The 22,566-nt window shown below is 69.6% G+C and carries 29 protein-coding genes; 15 read left to right on the top strand and 14 right to left on the bottom strand.

The window, feature by feature from the left end; all coding sequences use genetic code 11:
• The first annotated feature begins 56 nt into the window (after nt 1-56).
• The 4 genes from LX12_RS06470 to LX12_RS06455 all read left to right on the top strand — a co-directional run bounded on the left by LX12_RS06470 (nt 57) and on the right by LX12_RS06455 (nt 3,678).
• Complete coding sequence (locus tag LX12_RS06470) at nt 57-1,439, top strand: MFS transporter (RefSeq protein ID WP_253653691.1); 1,383 nt, start codon at nt 57-59, stop codon at nt 1,437-1,439.
• Nucleotides 1,436-2,200 (top strand): SDR family NAD(P)-dependent oxidoreductase, encoded by a 765-nt coding sequence (locus LX12_RS06465; protein WP_253653690.1) that lies wholly within the window; start codon nt 1,436-1,438, stop codon nt 2,198-2,200. The genes LX12_RS06470 and LX12_RS06465 overlap by 4 nt, the downstream gene beginning before the upstream one ends.
• Before the next feature lie 16 nt (nt 2,201-2,216).
• The gene (locus LX12_RS06460) at nt 2,217-2,954 is read left to right on the top strand and encodes an SDR family NAD(P)-dependent oxidoreductase (protein WP_253653689.1); all 738 of its coding nucleotides are present in this window, start codon (nt 2,217-2,219) and stop codon (nt 2,952-2,954) included.
• Between the two features lie 298 nt (nt 2,955-3,252).
• Nucleotides 3,253-3,678, top strand: coding sequence for a Rieske (2Fe-2S) protein (locus LX12_RS06455; RefSeq protein WP_253653688.1), 426 nt, complete (start codon nt 3,253-3,255; stop codon nt 3,676-3,678).
• Between the two features lie 64 nt (nt 3,679-3,742).
• Here the strand turns inward: LX12_RS06455 and LX12_RS06450 are convergent, their stop codons facing one another.
• Genes LX12_RS06450 through LX12_RS06440 form a run of 3 tightly spaced genes read right to left on the bottom strand, consistent with a single transcriptional unit; the run spans nt 3,743 to nt 6,650 of the window.
• Nucleotides 3,743-5,269, bottom strand: a complete 1,527-nt coding sequence (locus LX12_RS06450) for an NAD(P)(+) transhydrogenase (Re/Si-specific) subunit beta (protein WP_253653687.1) — start codon at nt 5,267-5,269, stop codon at nt 3,743-3,745.
• A complete protein-coding gene (locus LX12_RS06445) occupies nt 5,266-5,571 on the bottom strand; it encodes an NAD(P) transhydrogenase subunit alpha part 2 (protein ID WP_055784778.1) in 306 nt (101 codons plus the stop codon). Before LX12_RS06445 ends, LX12_RS06450 begins: the two co-directional genes overlap by 4 nt.
• Nucleotides 5,571-6,650 carry a Re/Si-specific NAD(P)(+) transhydrogenase subunit alpha gene (locus LX12_RS06440; protein WP_253653686.1) on the bottom strand — a complete coding sequence of 360 codons (1,080 nt, stop codon included), beginning with the start codon at nt 6,648-6,650 and terminating at the stop codon, nt 5,571-5,573. The genes LX12_RS06445 and LX12_RS06440 overlap by 1 nt, the downstream gene beginning before the upstream one ends.
• A gap of 210 nt (nt 6,651-6,860) precedes the next feature.
• On the opposite strand from LX12_RS06440, the gene LX12_RS06435 reads away from it, so the two are divergent.
• Nucleotides 6,861-7,331 carry a MarR family winged helix-turn-helix transcriptional regulator gene (locus tag LX12_RS06435; RefSeq protein ID WP_253653685.1) on the top strand — a complete coding sequence of 157 codons (471 nt, stop codon included), beginning with the start codon at nt 6,861-6,863 and terminating at the stop codon, nt 7,329-7,331.
• On the top strand, nt 7,328-7,711 hold the full coding sequence (locus LX12_RS06430) for a DUF5313 family protein (RefSeq protein ID WP_253653684.1): 384 nt from the start codon (nt 7,328-7,330) through the stop codon (nt 7,709-7,711). The genes LX12_RS06435 and LX12_RS06430 overlap by 4 nt, the downstream gene beginning before the upstream one ends.
• A gap of 9 nt (nt 7,712-7,720) precedes the next feature.
• Here the strand turns inward: LX12_RS06430 and LX12_RS06425 are convergent, their stop codons facing one another.
• The 3 genes from LX12_RS06425 to LX12_RS06415 are packed head-to-tail and all read right to left on the bottom strand — an operon-like array spanning nt 7,721 to nt 10,702.
• Nucleotides 7,721-8,539: an anti-sigma factor gene (locus LX12_RS06425; protein ID WP_253653683.1), complete on the bottom strand. Its 819-nt coding sequence runs from the start codon at nt 8,537-8,539 to the stop codon at nt 7,721-7,723.
• Complete coding sequence (gene sigK, locus LX12_RS06420) at nt 8,529-9,155, bottom strand: ECF RNA polymerase sigma factor SigK (protein WP_308213972.1); 627 nt, start codon at nt 9,153-9,155, stop codon at nt 8,529-8,531. The genes LX12_RS06425 and sigK overlap by 11 nt, the downstream gene beginning before the upstream one ends.
• Before the next feature lie 32 nt (nt 9,156-9,187).
• The gene (locus LX12_RS06415; protein WP_253653887.1) at nt 9,188-10,702 is read right to left on the bottom strand and encodes a molybdopterin-dependent oxidoreductase; all 1,515 of its coding nucleotides are present in this window, start codon (nt 10,700-10,702) and stop codon (nt 9,188-9,190) included.
• Nucleotides 10,703-11,075: 373 nt separating this feature from the next.
• On the opposite strand from LX12_RS06415, the gene LX12_RS06410 reads away from it, so the two are divergent.
• The gene (locus LX12_RS06410; RefSeq protein ID WP_372504946.1) at nt 11,076-11,699 is read left to right on the top strand and encodes a fasciclin domain-containing protein; all 624 of its coding nucleotides are present in this window, start codon (nt 11,076-11,078) and stop codon (nt 11,697-11,699) included.
• Between the two features lie 154 nt (nt 11,700-11,853).
• On the opposite strand, the gene LX12_RS06405 is transcribed toward LX12_RS06410, so the two are convergent.
• From LX12_RS06405 to LX12_RS06395, 3 genes are all read right to left on the bottom strand, one after another.
• On the bottom strand, nt 11,854-13,308 hold the full coding sequence (locus tag LX12_RS06405) for an FAD-binding protein (protein WP_253653681.1): 1,455 nt from the start codon (nt 13,306-13,308) through the stop codon (nt 11,854-11,856).
• A gap of 114 nt (nt 13,309-13,422) precedes the next feature.
• Complete coding sequence (locus tag LX12_RS06400) at nt 13,423-13,863, bottom strand: hypothetical protein (protein ID WP_253653680.1); 441 nt, start codon at nt 13,861-13,863, stop codon at nt 13,423-13,425.
• The gene (locus tag LX12_RS06395; RefSeq protein ID WP_253653679.1) at nt 13,863-14,516 is read right to left on the bottom strand and encodes an RNA polymerase sigma factor; all 654 of its coding nucleotides are present in this window, start codon (nt 14,514-14,516) and stop codon (nt 13,863-13,865) included. Before LX12_RS06395 ends, LX12_RS06400 begins: the two co-directional genes overlap by 1 nt.
• A gap of 249 nt (nt 14,517-14,765) precedes the next feature.
• Between LX12_RS06395 and LX12_RS06390 the strand changes: the two genes are divergently transcribed.
• The 7 genes from LX12_RS06390 to LX12_RS06360 are packed head-to-tail and all read left to right on the top strand — an operon-like array spanning nt 14,766 to nt 17,772.
• Nucleotides 14,766-15,242, top strand: a complete 477-nt coding sequence (locus tag LX12_RS06390; protein WP_253653678.1) for an Asp23/Gls24 family envelope stress response protein — start codon at nt 14,766-14,768, stop codon at nt 15,240-15,242.
• Entirely contained in the window at nt 15,239-15,562 is a 324-nt protein-coding gene (locus LX12_RS06385) for a hypothetical protein (protein WP_253653677.1), read from the top strand. Before LX12_RS06390 ends, LX12_RS06385 begins: the two co-directional genes overlap by 4 nt.
• Before the next feature lie 7 nt (nt 15,563-15,569).
• Entirely contained in the window at nt 15,570-15,860 is a 291-nt protein-coding gene (locus tag LX12_RS06380) for a hypothetical protein (RefSeq protein ID WP_253653676.1), read from the top strand.
• 35 nt (nt 15,861-15,895) lie between these two features.
• Nucleotides 15,896-16,078, top strand: a complete 183-nt coding sequence (locus LX12_RS06375; RefSeq protein WP_253653675.1) for a DUF2273 domain-containing protein — start codon at nt 15,896-15,898, stop codon at nt 16,076-16,078.
• The gene (locus LX12_RS06370; RefSeq protein ID WP_253653674.1) at nt 16,071-16,478 is read left to right on the top strand and encodes an Asp23/Gls24 family envelope stress response protein; all 408 of its coding nucleotides are present in this window, start codon (nt 16,071-16,073) and stop codon (nt 16,476-16,478) included. The genes LX12_RS06375 and LX12_RS06370 overlap by 8 nt, the downstream gene beginning before the upstream one ends.
• On the top strand, nt 16,475-17,203 hold the full coding sequence (locus LX12_RS06365) for a DUF6286 domain-containing protein (RefSeq protein ID WP_253653673.1): 729 nt from the start codon (nt 16,475-16,477) through the stop codon (nt 17,201-17,203). The genes LX12_RS06370 and LX12_RS06365 overlap by 4 nt, the downstream gene beginning before the upstream one ends.
• Nucleotides 17,200-17,772: a hypothetical protein gene (locus LX12_RS06360; RefSeq protein WP_253653672.1), complete on the top strand. Its 573-nt coding sequence runs from the start codon at nt 17,200-17,202 to the stop codon at nt 17,770-17,772. The genes LX12_RS06365 and LX12_RS06360 overlap by 4 nt, the downstream gene beginning before the upstream one ends.
• Before the next feature lie 68 nt (nt 17,773-17,840).
• Here LX12_RS06360 and LX12_RS06355 read toward each other — a convergent pair whose 3' ends face one another.
• The 3 genes from LX12_RS06355 to LX12_RS06345 are packed head-to-tail and all read right to left on the bottom strand — an operon-like array spanning nt 17,841 to nt 20,654.
• Nucleotides 17,841-20,126: a heavy metal translocating P-type ATPase gene (locus LX12_RS06355; RefSeq protein ID WP_253653671.1), complete on the bottom strand. Its 2,286-nt coding sequence runs from the start codon at nt 20,124-20,126 to the stop codon at nt 17,841-17,843.
• Entirely contained in the window at nt 20,123-20,329 is a 207-nt protein-coding gene (locus tag LX12_RS06350; protein WP_253653670.1) for a heavy-metal-associated domain-containing protein, read from the bottom strand. The genes LX12_RS06355 and LX12_RS06350 overlap by 4 nt, the downstream gene beginning before the upstream one ends.
• Before the next feature lie 28 nt (nt 20,330-20,357).
• On the bottom strand, nt 20,358-20,654 hold the full coding sequence (locus LX12_RS06345) for a metal-sensitive transcriptional regulator (RefSeq protein ID WP_253653669.1): 297 nt from the start codon (nt 20,652-20,654) through the stop codon (nt 20,358-20,360).
• A gap of 126 nt (nt 20,655-20,780) precedes the next feature.
• On the opposite strand from LX12_RS06345, the gene LX12_RS06340 reads away from it, so the two are divergent.
• Nucleotides 20,781-21,626, top strand: a complete 846-nt coding sequence (locus LX12_RS06340) for a phytanoyl-CoA dioxygenase family protein (RefSeq protein WP_253653668.1) — start codon at nt 20,781-20,783, stop codon at nt 21,624-21,626.
• A 15-nt stretch (nt 21,627-21,641) separates the two neighbouring features.
• Here LX12_RS06340 and LX12_RS06335 read toward each other — a convergent pair whose 3' ends face one another.
• Nucleotides 21,642-22,316, bottom strand: coding sequence for a hypothetical protein (locus LX12_RS06335; RefSeq protein ID WP_253653667.1), 675 nt, complete (start codon nt 22,314-22,316; stop codon nt 21,642-21,644).
• A gap of 75 nt (nt 22,317-22,391) precedes the next feature.
• Nucleotides 22,392-22,556 (bottom strand): hypothetical protein, encoded by a 165-nt coding sequence (locus LX12_RS06330; RefSeq protein WP_253653666.1) that lies wholly within the window; start codon nt 22,554-22,556, stop codon nt 22,392-22,394.
• Between the last annotated feature and the right edge of the window lie 10 nt (nt 22,557-22,566).

Here is a 22,566-nt window from a genome sequence, read left to right as displayed (position 1 = left end):
CCGCCGCGTCGTCCTCGTTCGAGGACGACGAACCTCCTCACGAGAGAGCTCAACCCATGTCACTCGACCACTCGACCGGCGTGCCCGGTCTGCGCCGCGTCACCGGTGCCGAGACCCGGCGCGCGTCGGGAATCGCGTTCTTCGCGTGGACGATCGCCGTCTACGACTTCATCCTGTTCGGCACCCTCCTCCCCCGGATCGAGGAGTCCTTCGGCTGGTCGACGAGCCATGCCCTGCTCGTCTCGACCCTCGTCAGCGTCGGCACCGCGATCGTGGTGCTGCTGGTCGGGCCGATGGTCGACAAGCTCGGGCGCCGCAAGGGCATGATCATCTCCGTCGGTGGCACCGCGGCGTCGTCGGCGGCCACCGCCGCCTCGATGGGCGCTGCCTCGCTGATCGGGGTCCGCGCGATCAGCGGTCTGGGCCTGGCCGAGCAGTCGGTCAACGCCACGTACCTCAACGAGCTGTACGAACTCACCGAGGACGAGAAGATCAAGAAGCGCCGCGGGTTCGTGTACTCGATGGTCCAGACTGGCTGGCCGGCAGGCGCTCTGCTCGCCGCCGGGTTCGTGGCAGCGGTCACCGCAGTGTTCGGCGCGGACGCCTGGCGCATCGCGTTCCTCCTCGCCACCATCCCCGCGGTCATCGTGGCCCTCGTCTGCCGGACCCTCAAGGAGAGCCCACAGTTCGAGGCCCAGGACGCCGTGAAGAAGCTCCGGAAGGCTGGACGCCACGACGACGCGGTGGCACTCGCCGCGGCGACGGCGACCGTCGAGCAGAGCTCGGCCCCGTTCCGTCGCATCTTCGCCGGTCGTCACCTGCGCAACACGGTGATCCTCTCCCTGGCCTGGCTGTTCAACTGGTTCGCGATCCAGACCTTCTCCGTCCTCGGCACGACGGTGCTCGAGAAGGGCAAGGGCATCGACGCCTCGAGCACCCTGATCCTCGTGGTGCTCTCGAACCTGGTCGCGGTGGCCGGCTACCTCGCACACGGGTGGGCGGGTGACCGATTCGGTCGGCGCAACACCATCGCGTTCGGGTGGACGATGTCGGCGGCCTTCTTCGCCGCGATGCTGTTGGGTCCGTCGAACGAGATCTTCGTGCTCGTCACCTACATGATGGGACTGTTCTTCCTGCTCGGTCCGTACGCCGCGATCCTGTTCTTGCAGGCGGAGTGCTTCGAGACCGATTGTCGTGCAACGGGTAGCGCGTTCATCGGTGCCATGTCACAGCCCGGCGCGATCATCTCCGGTTTCATCCTCACGGGTCTCACCGCCGCGTCGATCGGGTACTCGTCCGCCGCTCTGTGGGTCGGTGCCCTGGGCGCTCTCGCGTCGGCGATCATCGTCCTCGGAGCCCGCACGATCACCGAGGCGGAGCCCTCCGTGTCCGCCGACACGGCAGCCGGGGCCGGCACGCCCACCGGGATCCAGGCATGACCGGTCCGACCGTCGCCATGATCACCGGGGCGGCCTCGGGAATCGGTGCGGCCACCGCGCGCGTGCTCGCCGCGCGCGGTGTCCGCGTCGGTATCGGGACTTTTCCGGGCGACCCCCACGACCCGGAGAAGACACTGCAGGAGGTGTCGGCCGTCGGCGGGGAGGGCGTGATCGTCGAGGTCGACGTCCGCTCGACCGCATCGGTCGACGACTTCGCCGACGGACTCAGGTCGCGGTGGGGTTCGGTGGACATCACGGTCGCCAATGCCGGGATCCTGCGTCACGCACCCTTCGGGTCGATGACCGACGACCAGTGGCACGCCCTCCTCGACGTCGACCTGCACGGCGTGATGCGCACTGCGCGTGCAGGTCTCCGCCACGCCCGGGAGGGTGCGTCGGTGATCGCGGTGTCGTCGATCGCCGGCGGCGTCTACGGATGGCAGGAGCACGCCCATTACGCGACCGCGAAGGCAGGGGTCATCGGCCTGGTGCGCAGCCTCGCCGTCGAGTACGGACCACGCGGCATCCGGGCGAACGCCGTCATCCCCGGACTGATCCGGACCCCGCAGTCGAGCGATCCGGTCAACTCACTCGGGCCAGACGGTCTCGATCGTGCGGGCGGGTACATCCCGTGGGGACGCGTCGGCGAGCCCGACGAGGTGGCAGAGGTGATCGCGTTCCTCGCGAGTCCACAGGCGTCCTACGTCAGCGGGCAGGCGATCGTGGTCGACGGCGCGCTCACCACAGCGATGCGGGACTGACGGGGGGATCTCGGACATGTCAACGGTGTTGAGCGGTCGGACCGCACTCGTGACCGGCGCGGCCTCGGGGATCGGTCGGGCGATCGCGGCCGCCTTCGTGGAGGCAGGTGCTGTCGTCACGGTCGCCGACCGCGACCCGTCGGTCGACGAGGTGGCCCGGGCGATCGGTGCGCGCCGGAGCGCGCACCTGGACGCGACGTCTGAGGACGAGGTGGTCACCGTCGTCGACGAGGTGGTCGAGTCCACGGGACGCCTGGACATCCTGGTGTGTTCCCACGGGATCCTCACCCAGGCACCGACGGTCGAGATGTCGGCGGCACAGTGGCGCGAGACGATCGACGTCGACCTGACGAGCGTCTTTCTGCTCAATCGCACTGCGCTGCGGCCGATGCTCGCGCAGGGCTCCGGACGCATCGTCAACATCGCGTCGCAGCTCGCGATCAAGGGTGGTGTGTCCCTGGCGCACTATGCGGCGGCGAAGGCGGGTGTGATCGCGATGACCAAGTCCATCGCACTGGAGTACGCCGACGCGGGTGTCCTGGTCAACGCGATCGCGCCGGGACCGATCGACACCCCGATGGTCGAGGGGATCGACGACGAGTGGAAGCAGGCGAAGCGCGCCGAACTCCCCCTCGGCCGATTCGGCACCCCCGAGGAGATCGCACCCACCGCGGTTCTCCTCGCGTCCGACCCCGGGGGCAACCTCTTCGTCGGTCAAGTTCTGGGCCCCAACTCCGGGGACGTGATGCCCTGATGTGTGGCGGGTGTGGCGGCGGTCCGCAAGACCGGGTCGCAGCCCAGGTGCAGGGGCCCCGCCGGCGCCGTCAGATCGCGTCCCGGCTCACGGCGCTGCTCCTGCGGGACACCGTGCGTGCCGTGACCGCGGGGTGGGTGGTCCAGGGTGTGACGGGTCAGGGAACGGTGTGTCGCACCTATGACGATCTCGTCGCGGTGGTGGCCGCATCGTCCGGCCATACGCCGGCGGAGATCCACGCAGCGGGTCTGCACGTCGACGACCCCGCTTTCACAGATTCGGCTCCTACCCTGACGCCATGAACCTGGAATCCGTGGGTCGTCGATCCGTCCTCGTCGGCGGTGCCGCCGGTGTCTGTGCCTGCGCGCTCGCCGCGTGTTCGAGCGGCGGTGGGTCGACGTCGACGTCGGCGGCACCGTCGACGAATGCCGACGGATCGCTCACCGAACTGTCTGCGGTCCCCGTCGGGTCCTCCGTGGCCGTCGGCTTGCCGGGCGGCGCGCAGGGGATCGTCACCCGCACCGGGGAGACCACGGCGCGCGCGTTCTCCGCGATCTGCCCCCACCAGGGCTGCGCCGTCGCGCCCAACGACGGCAAGCTCGTCTGTCCGTGTCACGGGTCGGAGTTCGCGCCCGACACCGGCGCCGTGCTGGAGGGTCCGTCCAAGACCGGCCTGAGCACCGTCGCCGTGTCCGTCCGCGACGGGAAGGTGTATCCCGCCTGACGACAGATGAGGCGATCCTTCCCGGTGAGCGGGAAGGATCGCCTCGTCTGTGGCCTCGGTCAGATCAGAGGGCCTTCAATTCCTCGATGACCTCGCCGACCGACTTCTTCGCGTCGCCGAAGAGCATCGACGTGCCCGCTGCGCCGAACAGCGGGTTGTCGATGCCGGCGTAGCCCGACGACATCGACCGCTTGAGGACGATCACCGACCGCGCCTCGTCGACGTTCAGGATGGGCATCCCGTGGATGGGACTGCTCGGGTCGTTGCGGGCCGCCGGGTTGGTGACGTCGTTGGCGCCGATGACGATGGCGACGTCAGTCCGGCTGAACTCGCCGTTGATGTCGTCCATCTCCTTCATCGCGTCGTACTCGACGTCGGCCTCGGCCAGCAGCACGTTCATGTGCCCGGGCATGCGGCCGGCGACCGGGTGGATCGCGTACTTGACCTCGACACCCTTGCCCTCGAGCAGCGTCGCCATCTCCTTCACCGCGTGCTGCGCCTGCGCGACCGCGAGACCGTAGCCCGGGACCACGATCACCTGGTTGGCGTAGGCCATCTGGATCGCCGCGTCGGCCGCGGACGTGGCCTTCACCGTGCCGCCGTCGCCGGCCGGACCGGCGGCGGCACCACCGGCACCGCCACCGAACGAGCCGAACACGATCGCGGGGATGGAGCGGTTCATGGCCTTGGCCATGAGGTTGGTGAGGATGGAGCCCGACGCGCCGACGATCATGCCGGCGACGATGAGCGCGGTGTTGTCCAGCGCGATACCCGCCGCGGCGGCGGAGAGTCCGGTCATCGCGTTCAGCAGCGAGATGACGACGGGCATGTCCGCGCCGCCGATCGGCAGCACCACGAAGAGACCCATCACGCCGGCCGCGATCAACAGTCCGACGATCCACCAGACACTCGCCCCGCCACCGCTGGTGGCCTGGACGCCCAGGTAGATCGCGATGCCGATCGACAGGGCGAGCAGCACGATGTTCGCGAGCTGGAACAGCTTGGCGTTGCCGACGAAGAACTTCTCGACACCCTTGGGCAGGATCTCCTGCAGCTTGGAGAACGCGATCAGCGAACCCCAGAACGAGATCGAGCCGATGATCGCCGCGATGAGCGACCCGACGACCAGCGGCGAGGCCGGCTGCTTGTCGCCGAACTCCGAGAAGCCCGAGGTCTCGATGAACTCCGACCACGCGATGAGCGCGACGGTGCCGCCGCCGACGCCGTTGAACAGCGCGACGAGCTGCGGCATCGCGGTCATCTTCGTCTTCAGCGCGGGCGGGATGCCCAGTGCGACACCGAGAACGAGGCCCACGGCGATGAGGATCCAGTTGATGGTCGGGACGTCGACGCGTCCCGCGCCGTCCTCGGCGCGCGCGCCCTCGTTCCAGACGTAGAGCAGCGTCGCGGCGACCGCGATGCCCATACCGACGGCGGCGATCCAGTTGCCGCGCACTGCGGTCTTCGGACCGGTCAGCCCGGACAGGCCGTAGATGAACAACGCGAAGGCGACGATGTAGAGCGCCGTGACCAGGTACGAGACGCCCTGATTCGGAACATGAGCGGCGGTGAAGGTGGCAATGACGGTCACTTCTCGACCTCCTTCTTGCCCTTGAACATCCCGAGCATGCGGTCGGTGACGGCGAAGCCGCCGATGACGTTCAGGGTGCCGAACACCAGCGCGACGAACGCGATGATGCGCACGCCCCAGTTGGCGTCGGCCGGGAGGGCACCGAGCACGACGAGCGCGCCCAGTACGACGATGCCGTGGATGGCGTTCGTGCCCGACATCAGCGGCGTGTGCAGGGTGTTGGGCACCTTGGAGATGACGGCGAAGCCCACGAACCCGGCCAGGACCAGGATCGCGAGGTTCGCCAGGAGTCCGGTGTACATCAGGCGTCCGCCTCTCGGGTCACGCACGACTTCGCCAGCACCTCGTCGGAGAAATCCGGTGCGATGGCGCCGTTCTCGTCGAGCATCAGCTCGATGAGGGCGAGGAGATTCTTGGAGTAGAGCTCGCTGGCGTGCTCGGGCATGCCGGCGGGGAGGTTGAGCGGCGAGCAGATCGTGACGTCGTGCTTGACGACGTTCTGTCCGGGCTCGGTCAGTTCGCAGTTGCCGCCGGTCTCGCCGGCCAGGTCGACGATCACGCTGCCGGGCTTCATGCCCTCGACCGCGGCGGCGGTGACCAGACGCGGGGCGGGACGACCCGGGACCAGCGCGGTGGTGATGACGACGTCGAAGCCCTTGATGGCCTCCTCGAGCGCCTTCTGCTGCTGCGCACGCTCGTCCTCGGTGAGCTCCCGGGCGTAGCCACCCTCACCGGCGGCGTCGATGCCGAGGTCGAGCCACTGCGCTCCGACCGACTTCACCTGCTCGGCCACCTCCGGGCGGACGTCGTAGCCGGTGGTGCGTGCGCCCAGTCGCTTCGCGGTGGCGAGCGCCTGCAGGCCCGCGACGCCGACGCCGAGGATCAGCGCCGTCGCCGGCTTCACCGTGCCCGCCGCCGTGGTGAGCATCGGGAAGTATCGCGTCGACTTCTCGGCGGCCAGGATGACCGCCTTGTAGCCCGACACGTTGCCCTGCGAGCTCAACGCGTCCATCGCCTGCGCGCGGCTGATGCGCGGGATGGCCTCGACGGCGAACGCCTGCACCCCGGCGGCCTTCAGCGCGCCGATCTGGTTCTCCTGGTTACGCGGGGCCAGGAATCCGATCAGCGTCTGACCGGACTTCAGCTTCGCCACCTCGTCGTCGGTGGGGGCCACGACCTTGACCACCACATCCGCCGACCAGGCGTCACCGATGGTGGCGCCTGCCTCTGTGTAGAGGGCGTCCGGGATCAGGGCCTGCTCCCCCGCACCGGACTCGACGACGACGTCGACCCCCTTGTTGACCAACGTCGCGACGACCTTGGGCACGAGCGCGACCCTGCGCTCCCCCTCGGCCACCTCCCGCACGACACCGACACTCATGGACACACCCGTCTCTCACGGACCGCATACGCGATGGACACATCCTCCGCACCACGCCGGGGGTCGCCCAGAGTGGCGGGATGAGGGCACGGCTGCGATCGGCAGCCGGTGAATGCAGGAAACATAGCATGCGGCCACGATTGCTGATCACCTGTCCAGACAGTTGTCCGTATACGTATGGCGCCGTAATTGTTCGCGTACGATCAAATCGTGCAGACGACATCCGAAGACTCCGGCGACCTGCTCGCCCTCGACCGCCAGCTCTGCTTCGCGCTGGCGGTGACGAACCGGACGGTCCTCACGCTCTACCGCCCGCTCCTCGAACCGCTCGGGCTCACGCATCCGCAGTACCTCGTGATGCTCGCGTTGTGGGAGGAGTCGCCCCGATCGGTCCGCTCGATCGGGGACGCACTCGTCCTCGACTCGGCCACGCTGTCCCCGCTGCTGAAGCGCCTCGAGGCGATGGGCCTGGTCACGCGGCGTCGGTCCGACCTCGACGAGCGGCGCCTCGACGTCGCCCTCACCGATGCGGGGACCGCGCTGCGCGAACGCGCCGAGGCGATTCCCCCCGCCGTCATCGACAAGCTCGGCGTCTCCCTCGCCGAACTGGAACGGCTGCGCGACGTCCTGTGGGACCTCAACCGCGCGGCCGCCACCACCCCGACAGGAGGACAGGTATGAGCGCCCGCAGGCGTCCGTCGCCGGTGCAGTGGATCGGCTACGCGTTCGGACGAAAGCTGCCCGACGACCTCCGCGACTGGGTGCGCGAGGACCTCACGGGCCGCAACGCCTACGTCCGCCACCTGGTCCGGGGCATGGTGCCGTTCATCCCGATCTTCGTGATCTTCATGCTCTTCCCCGGCCCGTGGTGGTTGCGCGCACAGATGGTCGCGCTCGGACTGGTGCTCGGGCTCATCTACTCCGCGGCGTACATGAAGCAGAACCGCGCACACCGGCTCGAGAAGCACGGTCTCGACCCCGACCTGAAGCCCGCTCGGCAGCAGGCCGAGGACGACCGCGCTCGCACCGAGTACGAACGGCTGTACCGATCGGGATCCTGAGACCGCCGGTCAGAAGGTGACCGCGGCGACGACGGCACCCGTCGGCTGCGGTGACCCGCCGTCGGGCTCGACGGTCATCCCGATGGTCCGCGAGTCGGTCAACCCGGTGACGACGACCGGCGACTGCCCCGCGACCGACGACACCAGACCGGCGGACTTCGGCGCGTGCGAGTTGCCGATCAGCCAGAGCTGGTAGACGCGCTGACTCGGGGGCTGCTGGGCACCGTCGAGCACGACGACCGCCTGATCGGCACTCCGCGACGACGCGACCACCACCGTCCCGGGCATGCCCGTCATCTCGGTGCGATGCACCTCGACGTCGCTGCGGCTCATGACGTTCTGCATCGCCGCCATCTGGTCCGACTGCGCGATCGACGGCTGATCCGCCGGCGACGACACCGTGGACCTGCCGATCACGACGCCCCCGACGACGAGCAGCAGCGCCGCGGCCGCCGACGAGACAGCCACCGCGAGACGCCGACGACGCGCCCGGCGGGCGGCCAGTTCGTCGGTCGCGACGGGGTGGTCCCCGACAGCGACCGGTTCGTCCCCGACAGACCGCGTCGAGTCCGCCCGGTCGATCGACGACAGGACGCTGTCCCGCACTCGAGGATCGGGCGTCGCGGCGCGCTCGGCCGCCCACCGCGCGACGGCGTCGCGCGTGCTCCGGATGTCCGCCACCGCTCGACGACGCGACGCCTCGTCGAGCACGCCGAGCGCATGCTCGAAGGCGACCGCCTCGTCGGCCGGCAGGGCGTGGATCGCGTACAGCTCCAGGAGGTCGTCGACCATCCGGGCCGCGTCCGCCCGCGGGTCGTCAGCCCTCATCGGAGGACTCCAGACAGTTCCGGAGCCGACGCAAACCGTCCCGGATGCGCGACTTCACCGTGGGCAGTGCGGCGTTCAGACGCTCGGCCACCTGCGGATAGCTCAACCCGCCGTAGTAGGAGAGCTCGATGCTCTCCCGCTGGGTGTCCGTCAGCGTGCCGAGACACTCGATCACCGCGCGCCGGTCCTCGCGTGTCACCACCGAGTCCACGACCTGATCGGTCTCGATCGTCGCGGTGGACACCGAGTACTCCACCCCGCGACGGGTCGACGCCTGCTCCGACCGCACCCGGTCGACCGCTCGACGATGACCGATCGTGAGGATCCACGAGATCACCGACCCCATGTCGGCGCGGTAGTTGGGGGCGTTCTGCCAGACCTGCAGGTAGACCTCCTGCAACGTCTCCTCGGCGTAGCCGGGGTCGCGCAGGACCCGTTTGACGAGCCCGAACACCCGGGTGTTCGTCGCGTCGTACAGGTCGGCGAAGGCTTGGCGATCCTGCGCGGCCACACGCTGCACCAACGCGACGAGCCGTGTCGGTTCGTCGGGCGCGTCGTGGCCACCGTGATCCGGAGTGGCCGACGGCGCCGATCTCGCGGCAGAGCGGTCGGTCACACAGGTGACAGTAGCGTGTCATCGTCGGCGTCCTAGGTGATCGTGATGACACGGTTGTGCCACCCGGTGGCGCCGCCCGGGATGGGCGGTGTGCGTTCCTCGGTCTGCAGCTGACCGGTCTTGTCGGTGGCCCGGCAGTAGAGCATGTGCTGCCCGGGCGTGGCCTGCCAGCGGTAGGACCACTGGCGCCACGTGTCGATCGAGTACTCCTCGGCCAGCTGCGCGACCTCCCACGGACCGTCGTCGATCCGGACCTCGACCTTCTCGATCCCGCGGTGCTGCGCCCACGCCGTTCCCGCGATGACGACCTCACCGGCGGGTACCTGCGCGAACGATGCCGGAACGTCGATACGGGAGGCGGTCTTGATGGGGCCCATCTGGCCCCACCCGCGCTCCGTCCAGTAGGCCTTCTTGCGGTCGAAACGGGTCAGCTCCCAGTCGACGACCCACTTGCAGGCGGAGACGAAGCCGTAGAGCCCGGGCACGACCTGACGGACGGGGTAGCCGTGCTCGAGCGGGAGCGGCTGCCCGTTCATCCCGACGGCCAGGATGGCGTCGCGACCGTCGGTCAGTGCGGAGACCGGCGTCCCGGACGTCCAGCCGTCGACACTGGTGGAGAACAACATGTCGGAGTCGGCCTGCACGCCGACCTTGGCGAGGATGTCCTTGATGGGGTAGCCGATCCACGTCGCGTTGCCCGCGAGGTCACCGCCGACCTGGTTCGACACACACGTCAGCGTGATGACCTTCTCGACGGGCTGCATCCCCATGAGGTCGTCCCAGGTGAGGGTCATCTCGCGGTCGACCATGCCGTGGATCCGCAACTGCCACTCCGAGGTCTTCAGCTCGGGGACCTGCAGGGCGGTGTCGATGCGATAGAAGGACTGGTTGCTGGTGACGAACGGGGTCGCGCCGGGGACGTCGATGTTCGAGCCGGCCGGTATGGCCTTCGCCCGGACACGGGGCGTCGGGAGCTTCAGTGACGCCCGCTCGGAGATGGCGTTACCCGCGTTCGCGATGGCGCGGCCGACGAGCGCGACGCCTCCGGCCGCCACCGCAGCCGTCGCGGCGAGGCCGACGAAGGCCCGGCGGGACAGCCCGTCCTGCTCCGGGGCCGCCGCGTTGCGTCGCGCGCCGAGGTAACCGGTCAACACACGGAGGACGAGGACGCCGACGACGATCGCGGCGAGCGAGGGGAAGACGTACGTCGCGGTGGCGGTGGGCCGCTGGAAGGCCGCCACGATGCCGACGATCCCGAAGAGCACGACGAGGACGGATCCGAACGGCTTCGTCCGACGTTCGACGAGCCCGGCCACGATCGCGAGGACCGCGATACCGATGGCCATGCCGGTCAACAACACCTGCTTGTCGGACGTGCCGAAAGTGCGGATCGCGAACTCCCGCACCGGAGCCGGCGCGTTGTCGACCAAGAGCGCGCCCACCGCGAAGTACGGGGACGAGAAGGACGAGACGGCGACGGACACGATCTCGCCCGCGGCCAGGGCAGCTCCGACGGCGATCAGGCCGGCGAGAGCCCGGCGGATCACGGTCTCGATGCGGGACACGTGCGTCACCCCTTCCGGGTGGTCGGTGCAGACACCGTCGGGCGGGGTCGCGGTCGGGACGGTCACCGCCCACGCTGCTGTAGTCCGGGACCGTCGTGATGGGGTTCGGCACCGCAGGCCCCGCGGATGGACGGATGACGCGGATCACCCGCATCTGCCGCACGCCTGCGTTACCGGTTCGTGATCGCCGACGGCGATAGACATGAATTCGAGACCGGAAAATTCGGGCGTCACCCATCCGGCCGCCCGTACGTTGCGAATGGAAAGCGACCGATCCCCAACCAAAGGAACCAAGAACATGGCTCTGAAGCGCACCCAACGATTCGCTGTCGCCATCGCCGGCGTCGGCCTGGCCATGGGCCTCGTCGCCGGTTGTTCCAGCGACAGTGGCTCGAGCTCCTCGGGCTCCTCGAGCACCGCCGCCACCTCGTCGGCCGCCGAGTCCTCGGCAGCGGGCGGCAGCGCGAGCGCCGATCCGGCCGCCGACCTCGTCGGCTCCGGCTGCGCGAGCTACGCCGAGCAGAACGCCTCGGGCCCCGGCTCCGTCGGCGGCATGGCTCTGGACCCGGTCGCCACCGCGGCCAGCAACAACCCGCTGCTGAAGACCCTGACGCAGGCCGTCTCGGGTCAGCTGAACCCGCAGGTCAACCTGGTCGACACCCTGAACGGCAGCCAGTTCACCGTCTTCGCGCCGGTCGACGAGGCCTTCGCGAAGATCCCGGCCGCCACGATCGACACCCTGAAGACGGACAGCGCCCTGCTGACCAAGATCCTGACCTACCACGTCATCCCGGGTCAGCTCTCGCCGTCGCAGATCGCCGGCACCCACAAGACCGTCGAGGGCCAGGACGTCACCGTCACCGGTTCGGGCAACGACCTCAAGGTCGGCGCCGGCAACGCCTCGGTCATCTGCGGTGGCGTCAAGACCGCCAACGCGACCGTCTACCTGATCGACTCGGTGCTCATGCCCCCGAGCTGATCACCTCCGTGATCCGATGAGCCGGAGTACTTCTCCGCGCTGATCGACCCACACACGACGACCCGGAGTCATCCTCGGGTGGCTCCGGGTCTCGTCGTCTGCGGGGTCGGCGACCGGACATCGACCGCCGGGAACGCCTGTGGGCCGGCGACTCTCAGCGTGACTCGGCGGCGTGACGGCCCGCGCGTCGACCGAAGTACGACCCCTCGCCGAGCTGGGTCCCGCTGGCGTAGCCCTTCGCGTCTTGTGCGATGTTGGCCGCGCCGGCACCCGCGGCGTACAGACCGGGGATGCGGTCGCCGTCGCCGGTGAGGACTTCCCCGTCGACCGACGTGGCGAGACCACCCATGGTGAAGCCGGCGTACAGCGCCTCACCGAGGCTCATGTTGAACGCCGCCCACGGGCCGGTGTCCTGCGGCGCCAACCACTCCGCGCTCTTGTGGAAGTCGGGGTCCTCCCCCGTGGCGGCGAACTCGTTGTAGCGCTTCACCGTCGCGACGAGAGCGCCCTGCGGCATCCCGAGGTCGGACTCCATCTCCTCGACCGTCTCCCAGCCGTCGACGAACTTGATGAGCGGCATCTTCGGACGCTCCATGTGCGCCTCGTCGACGATCAGCCACGCCTTCGCGTCGGGCTGGTCGAGGATGAATCCCGATGTGCGGGAGTGATAGGAGTCCTCGGCCACGAACCGCTCACCGTTCTTGTTGACGATCATTCCGGTGATGAGGATCGACGGCGGGTACGCCGGCGCGGTGACGAACGGTTCGCCCATGTGCTTGAGGCCCGCGCCGACGGACGCGCCCAGACGGATGCCGAGGCCGTCGTCGAAGGTGTTGCCCAGCGTGTACGGCTTCTCGGCGAGGGCGGGGACGAACTCGTCGACCATCTCGGGGTTCATCACGAAGCCGCCCGCGGCGACGATCACGCTGCGGGCGCGGATGAACCCCGTGTCCGACAGGCTCTTCCACGCCACACCGACGACAGCGCCGGCTCCGTCGACGACCAGGTTGCGCGCCCCTGTCTCGTACCGGATCTCGACCCCCAGGTCGGCCAGACGCTTCACGAGCAGTTCGATGACCAGGTTCGCTCCGCCGGTGTCGCCGGGGACCGGCACCTTGTGACCGCGCGGGGCAGGCTTCGCCATCTCGCAGAACGGCCACACCTTCTCGTTGCCGGTGTACATCAGGCCCTGGGTCTCCGGCTGGATGACCGCCTTGCCGGAGAAGAAGGTGCGCTCGAACTCGAACCCCAGCGACTCGAGCCAGTCGAAGTGCTCGACGCTGTCCTGGCAGTAGGCGTGGATCTTGTCGGGCTCGGGGTCGCGGCTGACCGCGGTGATGTACTTCTCCATCTCCTCGGCCGAGTCCTCCTGGCCGGTCGCCTTCTGCACGGCGGTGCCACCGCCGAGATAGAAGTGACCGCCCGCCAGGGACGTGGTCCCCCCGGCGACCGCGGCACGCTCGAGGACCAGGACGGACGCGCCATGCGTGGCCGCCTCGACCGCCGCGCACCCGCCGGCGATGCCGCACCCGATCACGAGTACGTCGACCTCGTCGGTCCAGGACTCGACCGACGACGCGGTCACCACCTCGGGCAGTTCGGCACGCATCGGGACAGTCCTCCGGCACTCGACTCCGGCGGCGCCAGCCGACGCCGCCGGATACCAGAGTAACGACTGACTAGAACAGGTTCTAGTTCGTGCCGAATCCGACCAGGTGAGAGGTCACTCGAGATCGGCCCAGTGCACGTCGATGGCCGCCGACACCTTGGCGGCGTGCTCCTCGCCGAGGACGTCGGCGAGCAACGCCTCGATCGCGGCCCGCGCCTGTACGGCCACGGTCTGCAGGTCGTCGGCGTACTGGCCCACGAGTCCCAAGGTGACGCCGACGGCCTCACCCTCCGCGATCCGAACCGACACCTCCACGACCCGCCGCCCGAGCGCCGACCGGACGGCCAACAGGATCAACCGTCGGACGACGCGATCGGTGACGACGACGAGGCCGTCGTCGGTCGCGAGCTCGTCACGCGACTGCGAGAGGCGACGCGCCGTGTCCACGACGGTCTTGGTGAGTCGGGTGATGTCCGCTGTCGTCGGCCCGAGCCGTCGACCCGCCTCGAGGATCCAGTCCTCGGTGCGCGGTTCGGCGGTGTGCATGTCGACCATCACACACCCGCTTCCTGTGCAGCGCCCACCGCGGCCGCCGCCCGCTCCGGTCCGGAGGGGCGCGGTCGCCATGGCTCGAGTCGTTCCGCCAGCCGCGCCCGTGTCCGCTGCAGGTGTCCCCGGACGGAATTGGGCGAGATGGACAGGATCTCCCCGATCTCCGGATGCGACAAGCCCTCCATCTCGCGCAACCACCAGACCGCGCGCGCCGTCGGTGTCAGGGCACCCAACTCGGCTTCGAGCGCCTCGTGCAGGGACTGCCCGACCGCGGCGTCCGCCGGCCCGGGACGACGGTCGGGGAGGGCGATCATGACCTCGTCGTCGAACGGTGCCTCCACACGGCGTCGACGGAGATCGATGATCTTGCGGTGCGCGATCGAGAACACCCACGTGCGGAAGCTGCTCTGGAACCCGAACTTGGGCAGGCTCTTCCACGCTGCCACCAGCGTCTCCTGCACCACGTCCTCGGCGTTCTGGGCGTCGGGGGTCAGGCGTCGTGCGTATCGGAGGAGGAGCGGCAGAGTCCGACGGACCAACTCCTCGAACGCAGCCCGATCACCTACAGCGGCACTCGCCGCGAGGGATTCGTCGGTCTCCTCGGCGAGACGACCACGAAAGGACCGGCTCTCACCGGCACCCTGCTCACTGGCCACGTCATCTCCGTTCGGCGGGGCCCGTTCTCGGCCCGTCTCGTACCGGGTCAACGGGGCGAGCCCCCCAGCGTATCCCGCTGTGACTCACATCACAGCACGCATGAGTGCATTCCCCGAAGGTCGCTCGACTACACAGATGCGCCGATTGGCGACCCCGGCGACGGGGAACCCCGGTCGACGCGACCGCGTCCACCGAATCGTGCGAGTCGACCCGATCGGTCGACTCATGTGTTGACATAAGGAGTGGCTATGAGCACACCGACCACCACCACCAGCAGCGCTGCGGCCAAGGTCAGCCCCAGCAAGGAGATCTCGCCCGAGCACCGCGACCTCGTCGGTGACCACGGACGTACCACCATCGCCGACCAGGTCGTCGCGAAGATCGCCGGCATCGCGACCCGCGAGATCGACGGCGTCCACGCCCTCGGCGGTCAGGCCGCTCGCATCGTCGGCCGCGTCCGCGAGGCCATCCCGGGCGGCCAGCAGAGCATCACGCAGGGCATCTCCGTCGAGGTCGGCGAGAAGCAGGCCGCCGTGGACCTCGGTCTCGTCGCCGAGTACGGCGTCGCGATCCACGACCTCGCGGCCGCCGTGCGGTCCAACGTCATCAACTCCATCCAGCAGATGACCGGCCTCGAGGTCACCGAGGTCAACGTCGCCGTCCACGACGTCCACTTCGAGGACGAGGACGACGACGAGACCACCGCCGAGCCGCGGGTCCAGTGACCTCCGACGCCGACCTGGCCGATGCGGTGGCCTCCGCCGCCGCATCGGTCCCCGGTGTCACCGGGTTGAACGCGGGTCGGTTCGGAGAGGTGGCCACGTTCGCGGCCGGCCGTCGCATCGTGGGCGTGCGGTTGCACGACCACAGCGGCGAGGTCCACATCGAGGTCACGTTGGACCGGGCGGTCATGGACACCGCCGAGGACGTCCGTCGCGCCACCGAGGAAGTCGCCTCGCGGCCGATGACGGTCGTCGTCGAGGACGTGTCCATCGCCGAGGACGTCGCCCCCGAGCCGGTCGACGTCCCCGCCCCCGGGAACTGATCGTCCCGTGCCGGTCCCGTCCGAGTACGCCGCCCGGCGTCGAGCACTGATCCGCCGTCACCACCCCGACGTGGGTGGTGACGCGGATGTGTTGGCCGCCGAACTGGAGGCACTCGACCGAGAGTTCGCCGAACGCCGCGCAATGGTCCCGCCACGCGTGGTCGGCACTGCACCGATCCGTGTCCGCCCGACCGGGCGCGTCCGCCGGATGCGCCGATCCGCCGGGCGGGCGGTCACCCGGCTTCGGGCTCGGCTGCCCCGTTCGGTGCCCGGCAGCCGCCGGTACTTCGAGATCTGACCCGACACCCATCCACCGCATCGAAGAGAGACGCCATGAACAACAACGCCACCATCGGACTCCTCGTCGGACTGCTGCTCGCCATCGCGGCGACCACAGGCGGTTTCGGCGGATTCATCCTCGCGATCGTGCTCGGTGCGATCGGACTGGCCATCGGCCTGCAGCGCGACGGGACGATCGATCTGTCCGGTCTGCTGCGGAGCCGGAACCGTGGCTGATCGCCACCTCCCCGTCGCGCGACCGGACCTGACCGTGCGTCCGCCCACCGAACCCAACGGTGGGCCGGGCACCACGACAATCCACGACCGGGTCGGGGAGAGCATCGCCAAGAAGGCGGCTCTGTCGATCGAGGGCGTTCTGCGCCATCGCAGTTCCCTCGGACTCATCACCGGCGGCGATCACCCCAAGGTGTCGGTCGACATGTCGCGTCCCCACCCCGACGTGAAGGTCGACGTCGCGGTGCGCTGGCCGACGCAGGTGACCGCGCTGTGTCAGGAGGTGCGGGCGCTGGTGCACACCGAGCTCGCGCGGCTCACCGGCACCACGCCCCACCGTGTCGACGTCACGATCGCCGACGTCGTCGTCGGTGACGAGGGATCGCAGAGGAGAGTGCGATGACCACACCCGAACCCGGGCCCGCGCGCGGGCTCAAGAAGATCGTCCCGCCCACCGCGACGCCCGGCGCCGTCTGGACCACATCGCTGTTCGCTCTGGCGCTCATCGCCGTCGGGGCGATCGCCATCCGCGACATCTGCGTCGACCAGAAATGGATCACCGGGTCGCAGTGGATCGCCGCCGCGTCGCGATGGATCGCGAAGCTGTCGTGGCAGGGATGGTTCTGGGCGGTCGCCATCGCGCTGATCGTCGTGGGACTGCTGTTCGTGTGGACCGCCATCCGACCGCGCTCCAAGACGCACATCGCCCTCGACGGCGCGGGGACGGTGGACGGCTACTCGCCGAGCACCTGGACCCGCAAGGTGGACGTCGCCCGTCGGGCCAGCGCGGTCGCGCGGCAGGCGAAGGGCGTCACCAAGGCCGACAGCACGGTCAAGCGACGCAAGGTGATCAGCCGCATCACCAGTTCCGACGAGTCGCCGGCGTCCGCCGACGCCGTGCGCGACGCCATCACGGCCGCCATCGCCCCGGTGCTGCCGAAGCACACCGTGAAGGTGAAGACCACGGTCGTGAAGATCCCGAAGTCGCAGACGCCGCCGCCCCCGAGCGGGCGACCAAGCCTGCCCGAGCCGATCGTCGGTGACGCCGACGACGACTCGGAGCAGACGGCGCCCTCCGCCGCGACGTCCGCCGCGACGACGACCACGACGAAGGAGGTCCGGTCGTGAACGCACTGCCCGCCGGGCTCAACCGGCTCATCACATTCCTCCTCGGCGCCGTGTTCATCGTCGTCGGCGCGGGCGCGATCGCCTGGGAGCTCAAGGTCCAGCAGGTCCGTGATCAGCTCGACAAGATCGACCTCTCCTGGTTCGACCGCACGCCGGACCAGAGCTGGTGGCTGTACGTGCTGATCGGTGTCGCCGTCGTCGGCATCCTGGTCGGGCTGCTGCTGCTCGGGATGAACAGCCGGCCGCGCAAGACCAGCACGGTCGTCCTCCCCGGGAGCGACGAGTCCGGGACGCTGTCGGTGAACCCGTCGAAGATCGCCGCGGCCGTCGCCGACGACCTCGAGCGTCACCGTCTCATCACGGCGACGCGGTCGCGCGCGATCGACGACCGCAAGCGGAAGATGCTCGAGATCACCGTCGAGGCCGACTCCACGCGCGAGTTCGCCGACATCGCCGAGGTGGTCGGCAAGGCCGAGCAGCAGGTGGCCGCCGCACTGCCGGGCAGCGAGATCCGCCCCAGGTTCCAGATCCACCTGTCGACGCCGAAGAAGAGTGCACGCGTCGACTGACTTCGACGCACACGACGCGACGGGCCCCGGGGCATCACGCCCCGGGGCCCGTCTCGTGTCCTGAGGGGCTAGCGGAACCGCCGTAACCGCAGGCTGTTCGCGACCACGAAGACCGACGAGAAGGCCATCGCCGCGCCGGCGAACATCGGGTTGAGCAGACCGGCCGCGGCCAGCGGGAGGGCCGCCAGGTTGTAGGCGAACGCCCAGAACAAGTTGGCGTGGATCGTCTTCCGGGTCGCCCTGGCCAGGCGGACCGCGTCGACGGCGGAGGCGAGATCTCCCGACATCACCGTGATGTCCGACGACTCGATGGCCGCGTCGGTGCCCGTCCCCATGGCGAGCCCCAGGTCGGCGGTCGCGAGGGCGGCGGCGTCGTTGACCCCGTCGCCGATCATCGCGACGCGAGCACCGTCGTGCTGCAATCGCTCCACCACCGACGCCTTGTCGGCCGGCATCACGCCCGCGATGACCTCGTCGATCCCGACCTGTGCAGCGACGGCACGAGCCGAACCCTCGTTGTCCCCGGTGAGGAGGACCGGCGTCAGCCCGAGCTGTCGGAATCGCGCGACGGCGTCGGCCGACGACGGCTTCACCTCGTCGGACACGACGACCACGCCGCGGACGGATCCGTCCCAGCCGGCGACGATCGCGGTCGCGCCCGACGTCTCGGCGTCGGCGACCGACCGGACGGTGGCGTCGTCGACCGTGAGGCCGAGATCCCGCAGCCATGTCAGACGCCCGGCGACGACGGTCGTCCCGTCGACGGTGCCGCGCACGCCACGACCCGGCTCGGAGGAGAAGTCGCGCACCGCGGGCAGGTCCTCGGGGAGCCGATCGTGTGCGCCGGCCACGATCGCGCGGGCGATGGGGTGCTCGGAACGTGATTCGACCGCTGCCGTCGTGCGGAGCAGATCGTCTGCGTCGACACCCTGCGCGCCGACCGCGTGGACGAGCGTCATGACGCCGGTGGTCACGGTGCCCGTCTTGTCGAGCACGACGGTGTCGATGCGGCCGGCGCGTTCGAGTGCCTCCTGCCCACGGATGAGCACGCCGAGCTGCGCGCCTCGTCCGGTACCGGCCATCAGGGCGGTCGGCGTGGCGAGACCCAGCGCGCACGGACAGGCGATGATCAGGACGGCGACGGCCGCGGTGAACGCTGCCGACACCCCGCCGCCCGCGAGGAGCCACGCCGCAAGGGTCACGACCGCGAGGCCGAGCACCGCGGGCACGAAGAACGCCGAGATGGTGTCGGCGACCCGTTGCAGTCCCGCGCTGCCCTCCTGGGCGCGCTGGACAAGCTGCGCGATCTGCGCGATCTGGGTGTCCGCACCGACCGTGGTCGCGCGAACGGTCAGCGTGCCGTCGACGACGATCGACGCACCGACGACACGGTCGCCCGGGCCGACGTCGACGGGTACGGACTCGCCGGTGACCACCGACGCGTCGACCGACGACCGACCGTCCTCGACCACCCCGTCGACCGGGATCTTCCCGCCGGGCCGGACGACGACGCGATCGCCGACGGCGACCTCCCCGACGGCGACGGTGCGTTCCGTCCCGTCGACCAGCAGGACCGCCTCCTTCGCGCCGACCTCGGCCAACGCGCGCATCGCAGCACCCGCCTCGCGGGTCGATCGAGCCTCGAGATACCGACCGGCCAACAGGAACACGGTCACACCGGCCGCGACCTCGAGGTAGATCGACGACGAGGCGTCACCCCGATCGAGCGTGAACGAGAAGCCGTGCCGCATGCCGGGCATCCCCGCGTGACCGAAGAACAATGCGTAGAGCGACCAGCCGAACGCCGCTGTGATGCCGATGGACACGAGGGTGTCCATCGTGGTCGCCAGGTGGCGTGCGTTGCGGACGGTGGCGACGTGGAACGGCCACGCGCCCCAGACCACCACGGGCGCAGCGAGAGTCAGCGACAGCCACTGCCAGTTGTCGAACTGCAGGGCTGGGATCATCGCGAGCGCGATGACCGGGATGCCCAGCAGCGCCGACACCCGCAGTCGATGCCGCAGATCCGCGGCGTCACCGCCGTGGGCCATGTGGTCGCGGTCGTCGGATTCGTGCTCGGTGTGCGTCGGCGCCGCATCGCTCTGCTGATCACGCGCGATGGCGCGGTACCCGGCCGCGGCGACCTGGCCCGCGAGCTCGGACACCGTGACCTCGGCCGGGTGGTCGACACGGGCGCTGCCGGTCGCGAAGTTCACCGTCGCCTCGACGCCGTCGAGCTTGTTGAGCCGCCGCTGGATCCGCGCCGCGCAGGACGCACAGGTCATGCCCTCGATGTCGAATCGCGCCGTCGTCGTGGACACCTCGTCGGCGGTGCCGACCTCCGTCGAGGTCATGACCCCAGCTCGTAGCCCGCCTCGTCGACCGCGGCCGCGACCGCGGTCCGATCCGGCTCGGCGTCGGCGTGGACGGTCAGACCCCCCGACGCGAGATCGACCTCGACATCGGTGACGCCCGGGATCTGCGAGACCTCCTCGGTGACGGCGCGCACGCAGTGCTCGCAGGTCATGCCGGTGACGGTGTAGGTGCTGACGGACATGGTGGTTCCTTCCTGGGGCGGATGGGTGTCAGGACCGGACGAGGCGCGTGATGGCGTCCATCGCCTCGGTGACCTTGGCCTGGCCGAGTTCGTGGTCCTCGCGGGCCGCGTCGACCACGCAGTGGCTCATGTGTTCCTCGAGCAGCCCGAGGCTGACGGCGTGCAGGGCCTTCGTCATCGCCGTGACCTGGGTGAGGATGTCGATGCAATAGGCCTCGTCGTCGACCATGCGCTGCAGGCCGCGGGCCTGCCCCTCGATCCGACGAAGCCGTTTGAGGTAGTCGTCCTTGCGCTGGATGTAGCCGTGCTGGTGCGTGTCGTCCACGACGTCTCCTCCGAATCGGATACCCCCACCAGGTATACGCCCGACGGGCGGTCTTGGCTACCCCCTGGGGGTATGCGACCGGGCCCTCGACGGGCGAAAGGGCCCATCCGGCCATAACCTCGGCGGATGGGTACGGCGAATGGCGAGGGCGTCTTCGGGGTCGACGAGACGGCCGACCTCCTGTGGTTCTACGACATGCACGGGTACGCGATTCTGCGCGGGCTCCTCGACGAGGATCGCGTGGGGCAGATCGAAGCCGAGTGTGTCGACGCGCAGGCGCGCGTGCGCAGCGGAGAACTCGCCGGACGGCACGGCTCGACGGTGTTCTTGGACGACGCCTCGTCGTCGACCGGGGTGGTGAACTACGTCGAGTACGTGTCCGAGGTGTCCTCGGCGGTCGCGGACGCGGTGACCGATCCGGTGCTCGTCGCGGTGATGCGGCAGCTCCTGGGATCGGACTGCTGGCTCCGGGAGCACGAGCAGTTCGGGGTCGTCTACCAGGACGCCCGGCCGGGTCGCGACTCCGGCTACGCACGGATCGGGTGGCACTCGGACTGGCAGGCCGGACCCAGCCTCGACGTCTGGCCGAGTACGGCCTTCACCATCCACGTCGATGGGACGAGCCCCGCCAACGGATTCCTGAGAGTCGTTCCCGGCAGCCATCTCTGGGCCACGCCGGCACCGTTCCGCAACGCGAACGGGGTGGCAGTCCCCGAGACCGCACGCCCGGTCGGGGGCCGCACCGATCGGACACCTCCGTTCGACATGCCGCTGCGGTTCGAGAAAGTGCGCGGCGAGGTGGCCGTCTACGCCGAGGCCGGCGACATCCTGCTGCACGACGCCTACCTGTGGCACTCCGCCGCACGCGCCACCGACGACGACACCCGGCGTCGGCATGTCCGCGGCGGCTACTTCGGCGGGATACGACCGCCCGCGGGCGTGGAGGAGTTCGTCAAGAACGCCGCACGCTGAATCGCGTCGCGCGCGTCAGATCTCCCTGGCCCGACGACCGCGCGGTGCGCGGAGCAGGTCGGCCAGGTGCGCCAACGCGGAGACGACGTCGTCGAGAGCGGCGACGACCTCCGGGTCCGTCAGCGAGGGGCCGACCGCGCGCGGACGGTCGACGTCGGGAGACGGTCCACCATGGCGCCCCATCGGCTGCTCGGGCAGTCGCTGCGGCTCGGGTCGGTCCTGCTGCGGCACCACGGCGGGAGGGTCGTCGAGACCGGGCGTGCGCACCGCGCGATTGCGCATGGACGGGACGTCGGTCGCCAGGTCCACCGCGGACCGCTGCGGGACGTCGATGCTCTGCTGCGCGGGCGATGGACTCGGGCCCGGCGAGGCCGGGCGGGGCGCGTGACCGTTGCTCGGCGCGAACCAATGCGCTCCCGGGTGACCCTCGAACAACATGCACGGCGAGACGGCAGGCGCCGAGCAGGGGTTCCGCTCGATCAGGGACTGTGCGTGCGCGTCGGTGTCGTTCCACTGGATCCACAGACGGCGGTCGAACCGAGGGACCATCTCGGCGTCGCTCGCGTGGTCACCGCGGTGCCCGATGCTGAGACGACAGTTCAACACCCAGCCGCCCACACTGGTCTCCCCCAGGGCAGCCCGTTCGGCTTCCGTGCAGATGACGGTCGACCAACACCCGTCGTGAACCATGCTCAATCCCCTCGCCCCCGCGCGCGCTCAGACTAGTCGCAGAGGTCTGACCGTGTGCGCATGGCGGCGGCGCGATCAGGTGTGGTCGGCGAGTACGCGGCCGTCGAGCGGCGGCGCCTCATCGGCCGCCCGCTGCTCCGCGAGAGATATGGCCCTGCCCACGAGGACCGACACCACGACGGCCGCCGTGGCCCACACGACGACGATCGTCGCGATGACGGCGATGAGGAGAACACTCACCCTCTGCCAC

The organism is Williamsia serinedens (genome assembly GCF_024171725.1).
GTDB lineage: Bacteria > Actinomycetota > Actinomycetes > Mycobacteriales > Mycobacteriaceae > Williamsia_A > Williamsia_A serinedens.
Note: the sequence above shows the minus strand (reverse complement) of the source record. Positions and strands in the feature narration are given on the sequence as shown.

Bases quoted from the DNA above. Each gene is read 5' to 3' on its own strand.
- LX12_RS06470 (WP_253653691.1), top strand. From the start codon at position 57: ATGTCACTCGACCACTCGACCGGCGTGCCCGGTCTGCGCCGCGTCACC.
- LX12_RS06400 (WP_253653680.1), bottom strand. From the start codon at position 13,863: ATGGTCGACATGCACACCGCCGAACCGCGCACCGAGGACTGGATCCTC.
- LX12_RS06375 (WP_253653675.1), top strand. From the start codon at position 15,896: ATGAACAACAACGCCACCATCGGACTCCTCGTCGGACTGCTGCTCGCC.
- LX12_RS06355 (WP_253653671.1), bottom strand. From the start codon at position 20,126: ATGACCTCGACGGAGGTCGGCACCGCCGACGAGGTGTCCACGACGACG.
- LX12_RS06465 (WP_253653690.1), top strand. From the start codon at position 1,436: ATGACCGGTCCGACCGTCGCCATGATCACCGGGGCGGCCTCGGGAATC.
- LX12_RS06440 (WP_253653686.1), bottom strand. From the start codon at position 6,650: ATGAGTGTCGGTGTCGTGCGGGAGGTGGCCGAGGGGGAGCGCAGGGTC.
- LX12_RS06350 (WP_253653670.1), bottom strand. From the start codon at position 20,329: ATGTCCGTCAGCACCTACACCGTCACCGGCATGACCTGCGAGCACTGC.
- LX12_RS06335 (WP_253653667.1), bottom strand. From the start codon at position 22,316: ATGGTTCACGACGGGTGTTGGTCGACCGTCATCTGCACGGAAGCCGAA.
- LX12_RS06365 (WP_253653673.1), top strand. From the start codon at position 16,475: ATGACCACACCCGAACCCGGGCCCGCGCGCGGGCTCAAGAAGATCGTC.
- LX12_RS06455 (WP_253653688.1), top strand. From the start codon at position 3,253: ATGAACCTGGAATCCGTGGGTCGTCGATCCGTCCTCGTCGGCGGTGCC.
- LX12_RS06460 (WP_253653689.1), top strand. From the start codon at position 2,217: ATGTCAACGGTGTTGAGCGGTCGGACCGCACTCGTGACCGGCGCGGCC.
- LX12_RS06410 (WP_372504946.1), top strand. From the start codon at position 11,076: ATGGGCCTCGTCGCCGGTTGTTCCAGCGACAGTGGCTCGAGCTCCTCG.
- LX12_RS06340 (WP_253653668.1), top strand. From the start codon at position 20,781: ATGGGTACGGCGAATGGCGAGGGCGTCTTCGGGGTCGACGAGACGGCC.
- LX12_RS06445 (WP_055784778.1), bottom strand. From the start codon at position 5,571: ATGTACACCGGACTCCTGGCGAACCTCGCGATCCTGGTCCTGGCCGGG.
- LX12_RS06430 (WP_253653684.1), top strand. From the start codon at position 7,328: ATGAGCGCCCGCAGGCGTCCGTCGCCGGTGCAGTGGATCGGCTACGCG.
- LX12_RS06390 (WP_253653678.1), top strand. From the start codon at position 14,766: ATGAGCACACCGACCACCACCACCAGCAGCGCTGCGGCCAAGGTCAGC.
- LX12_RS06425 (WP_253653683.1), bottom strand. From the start codon at position 8,539: ATGAGGGCTGACGACCCGCGGGCGGACGCGGCCCGGATGGTCGACGAC.
- LX12_RS06405 (WP_253653681.1), bottom strand. From the start codon at position 13,308: ATGCGTGCCGAACTGCCCGAGGTGGTGACCGCGTCGTCGGTCGAGTCC.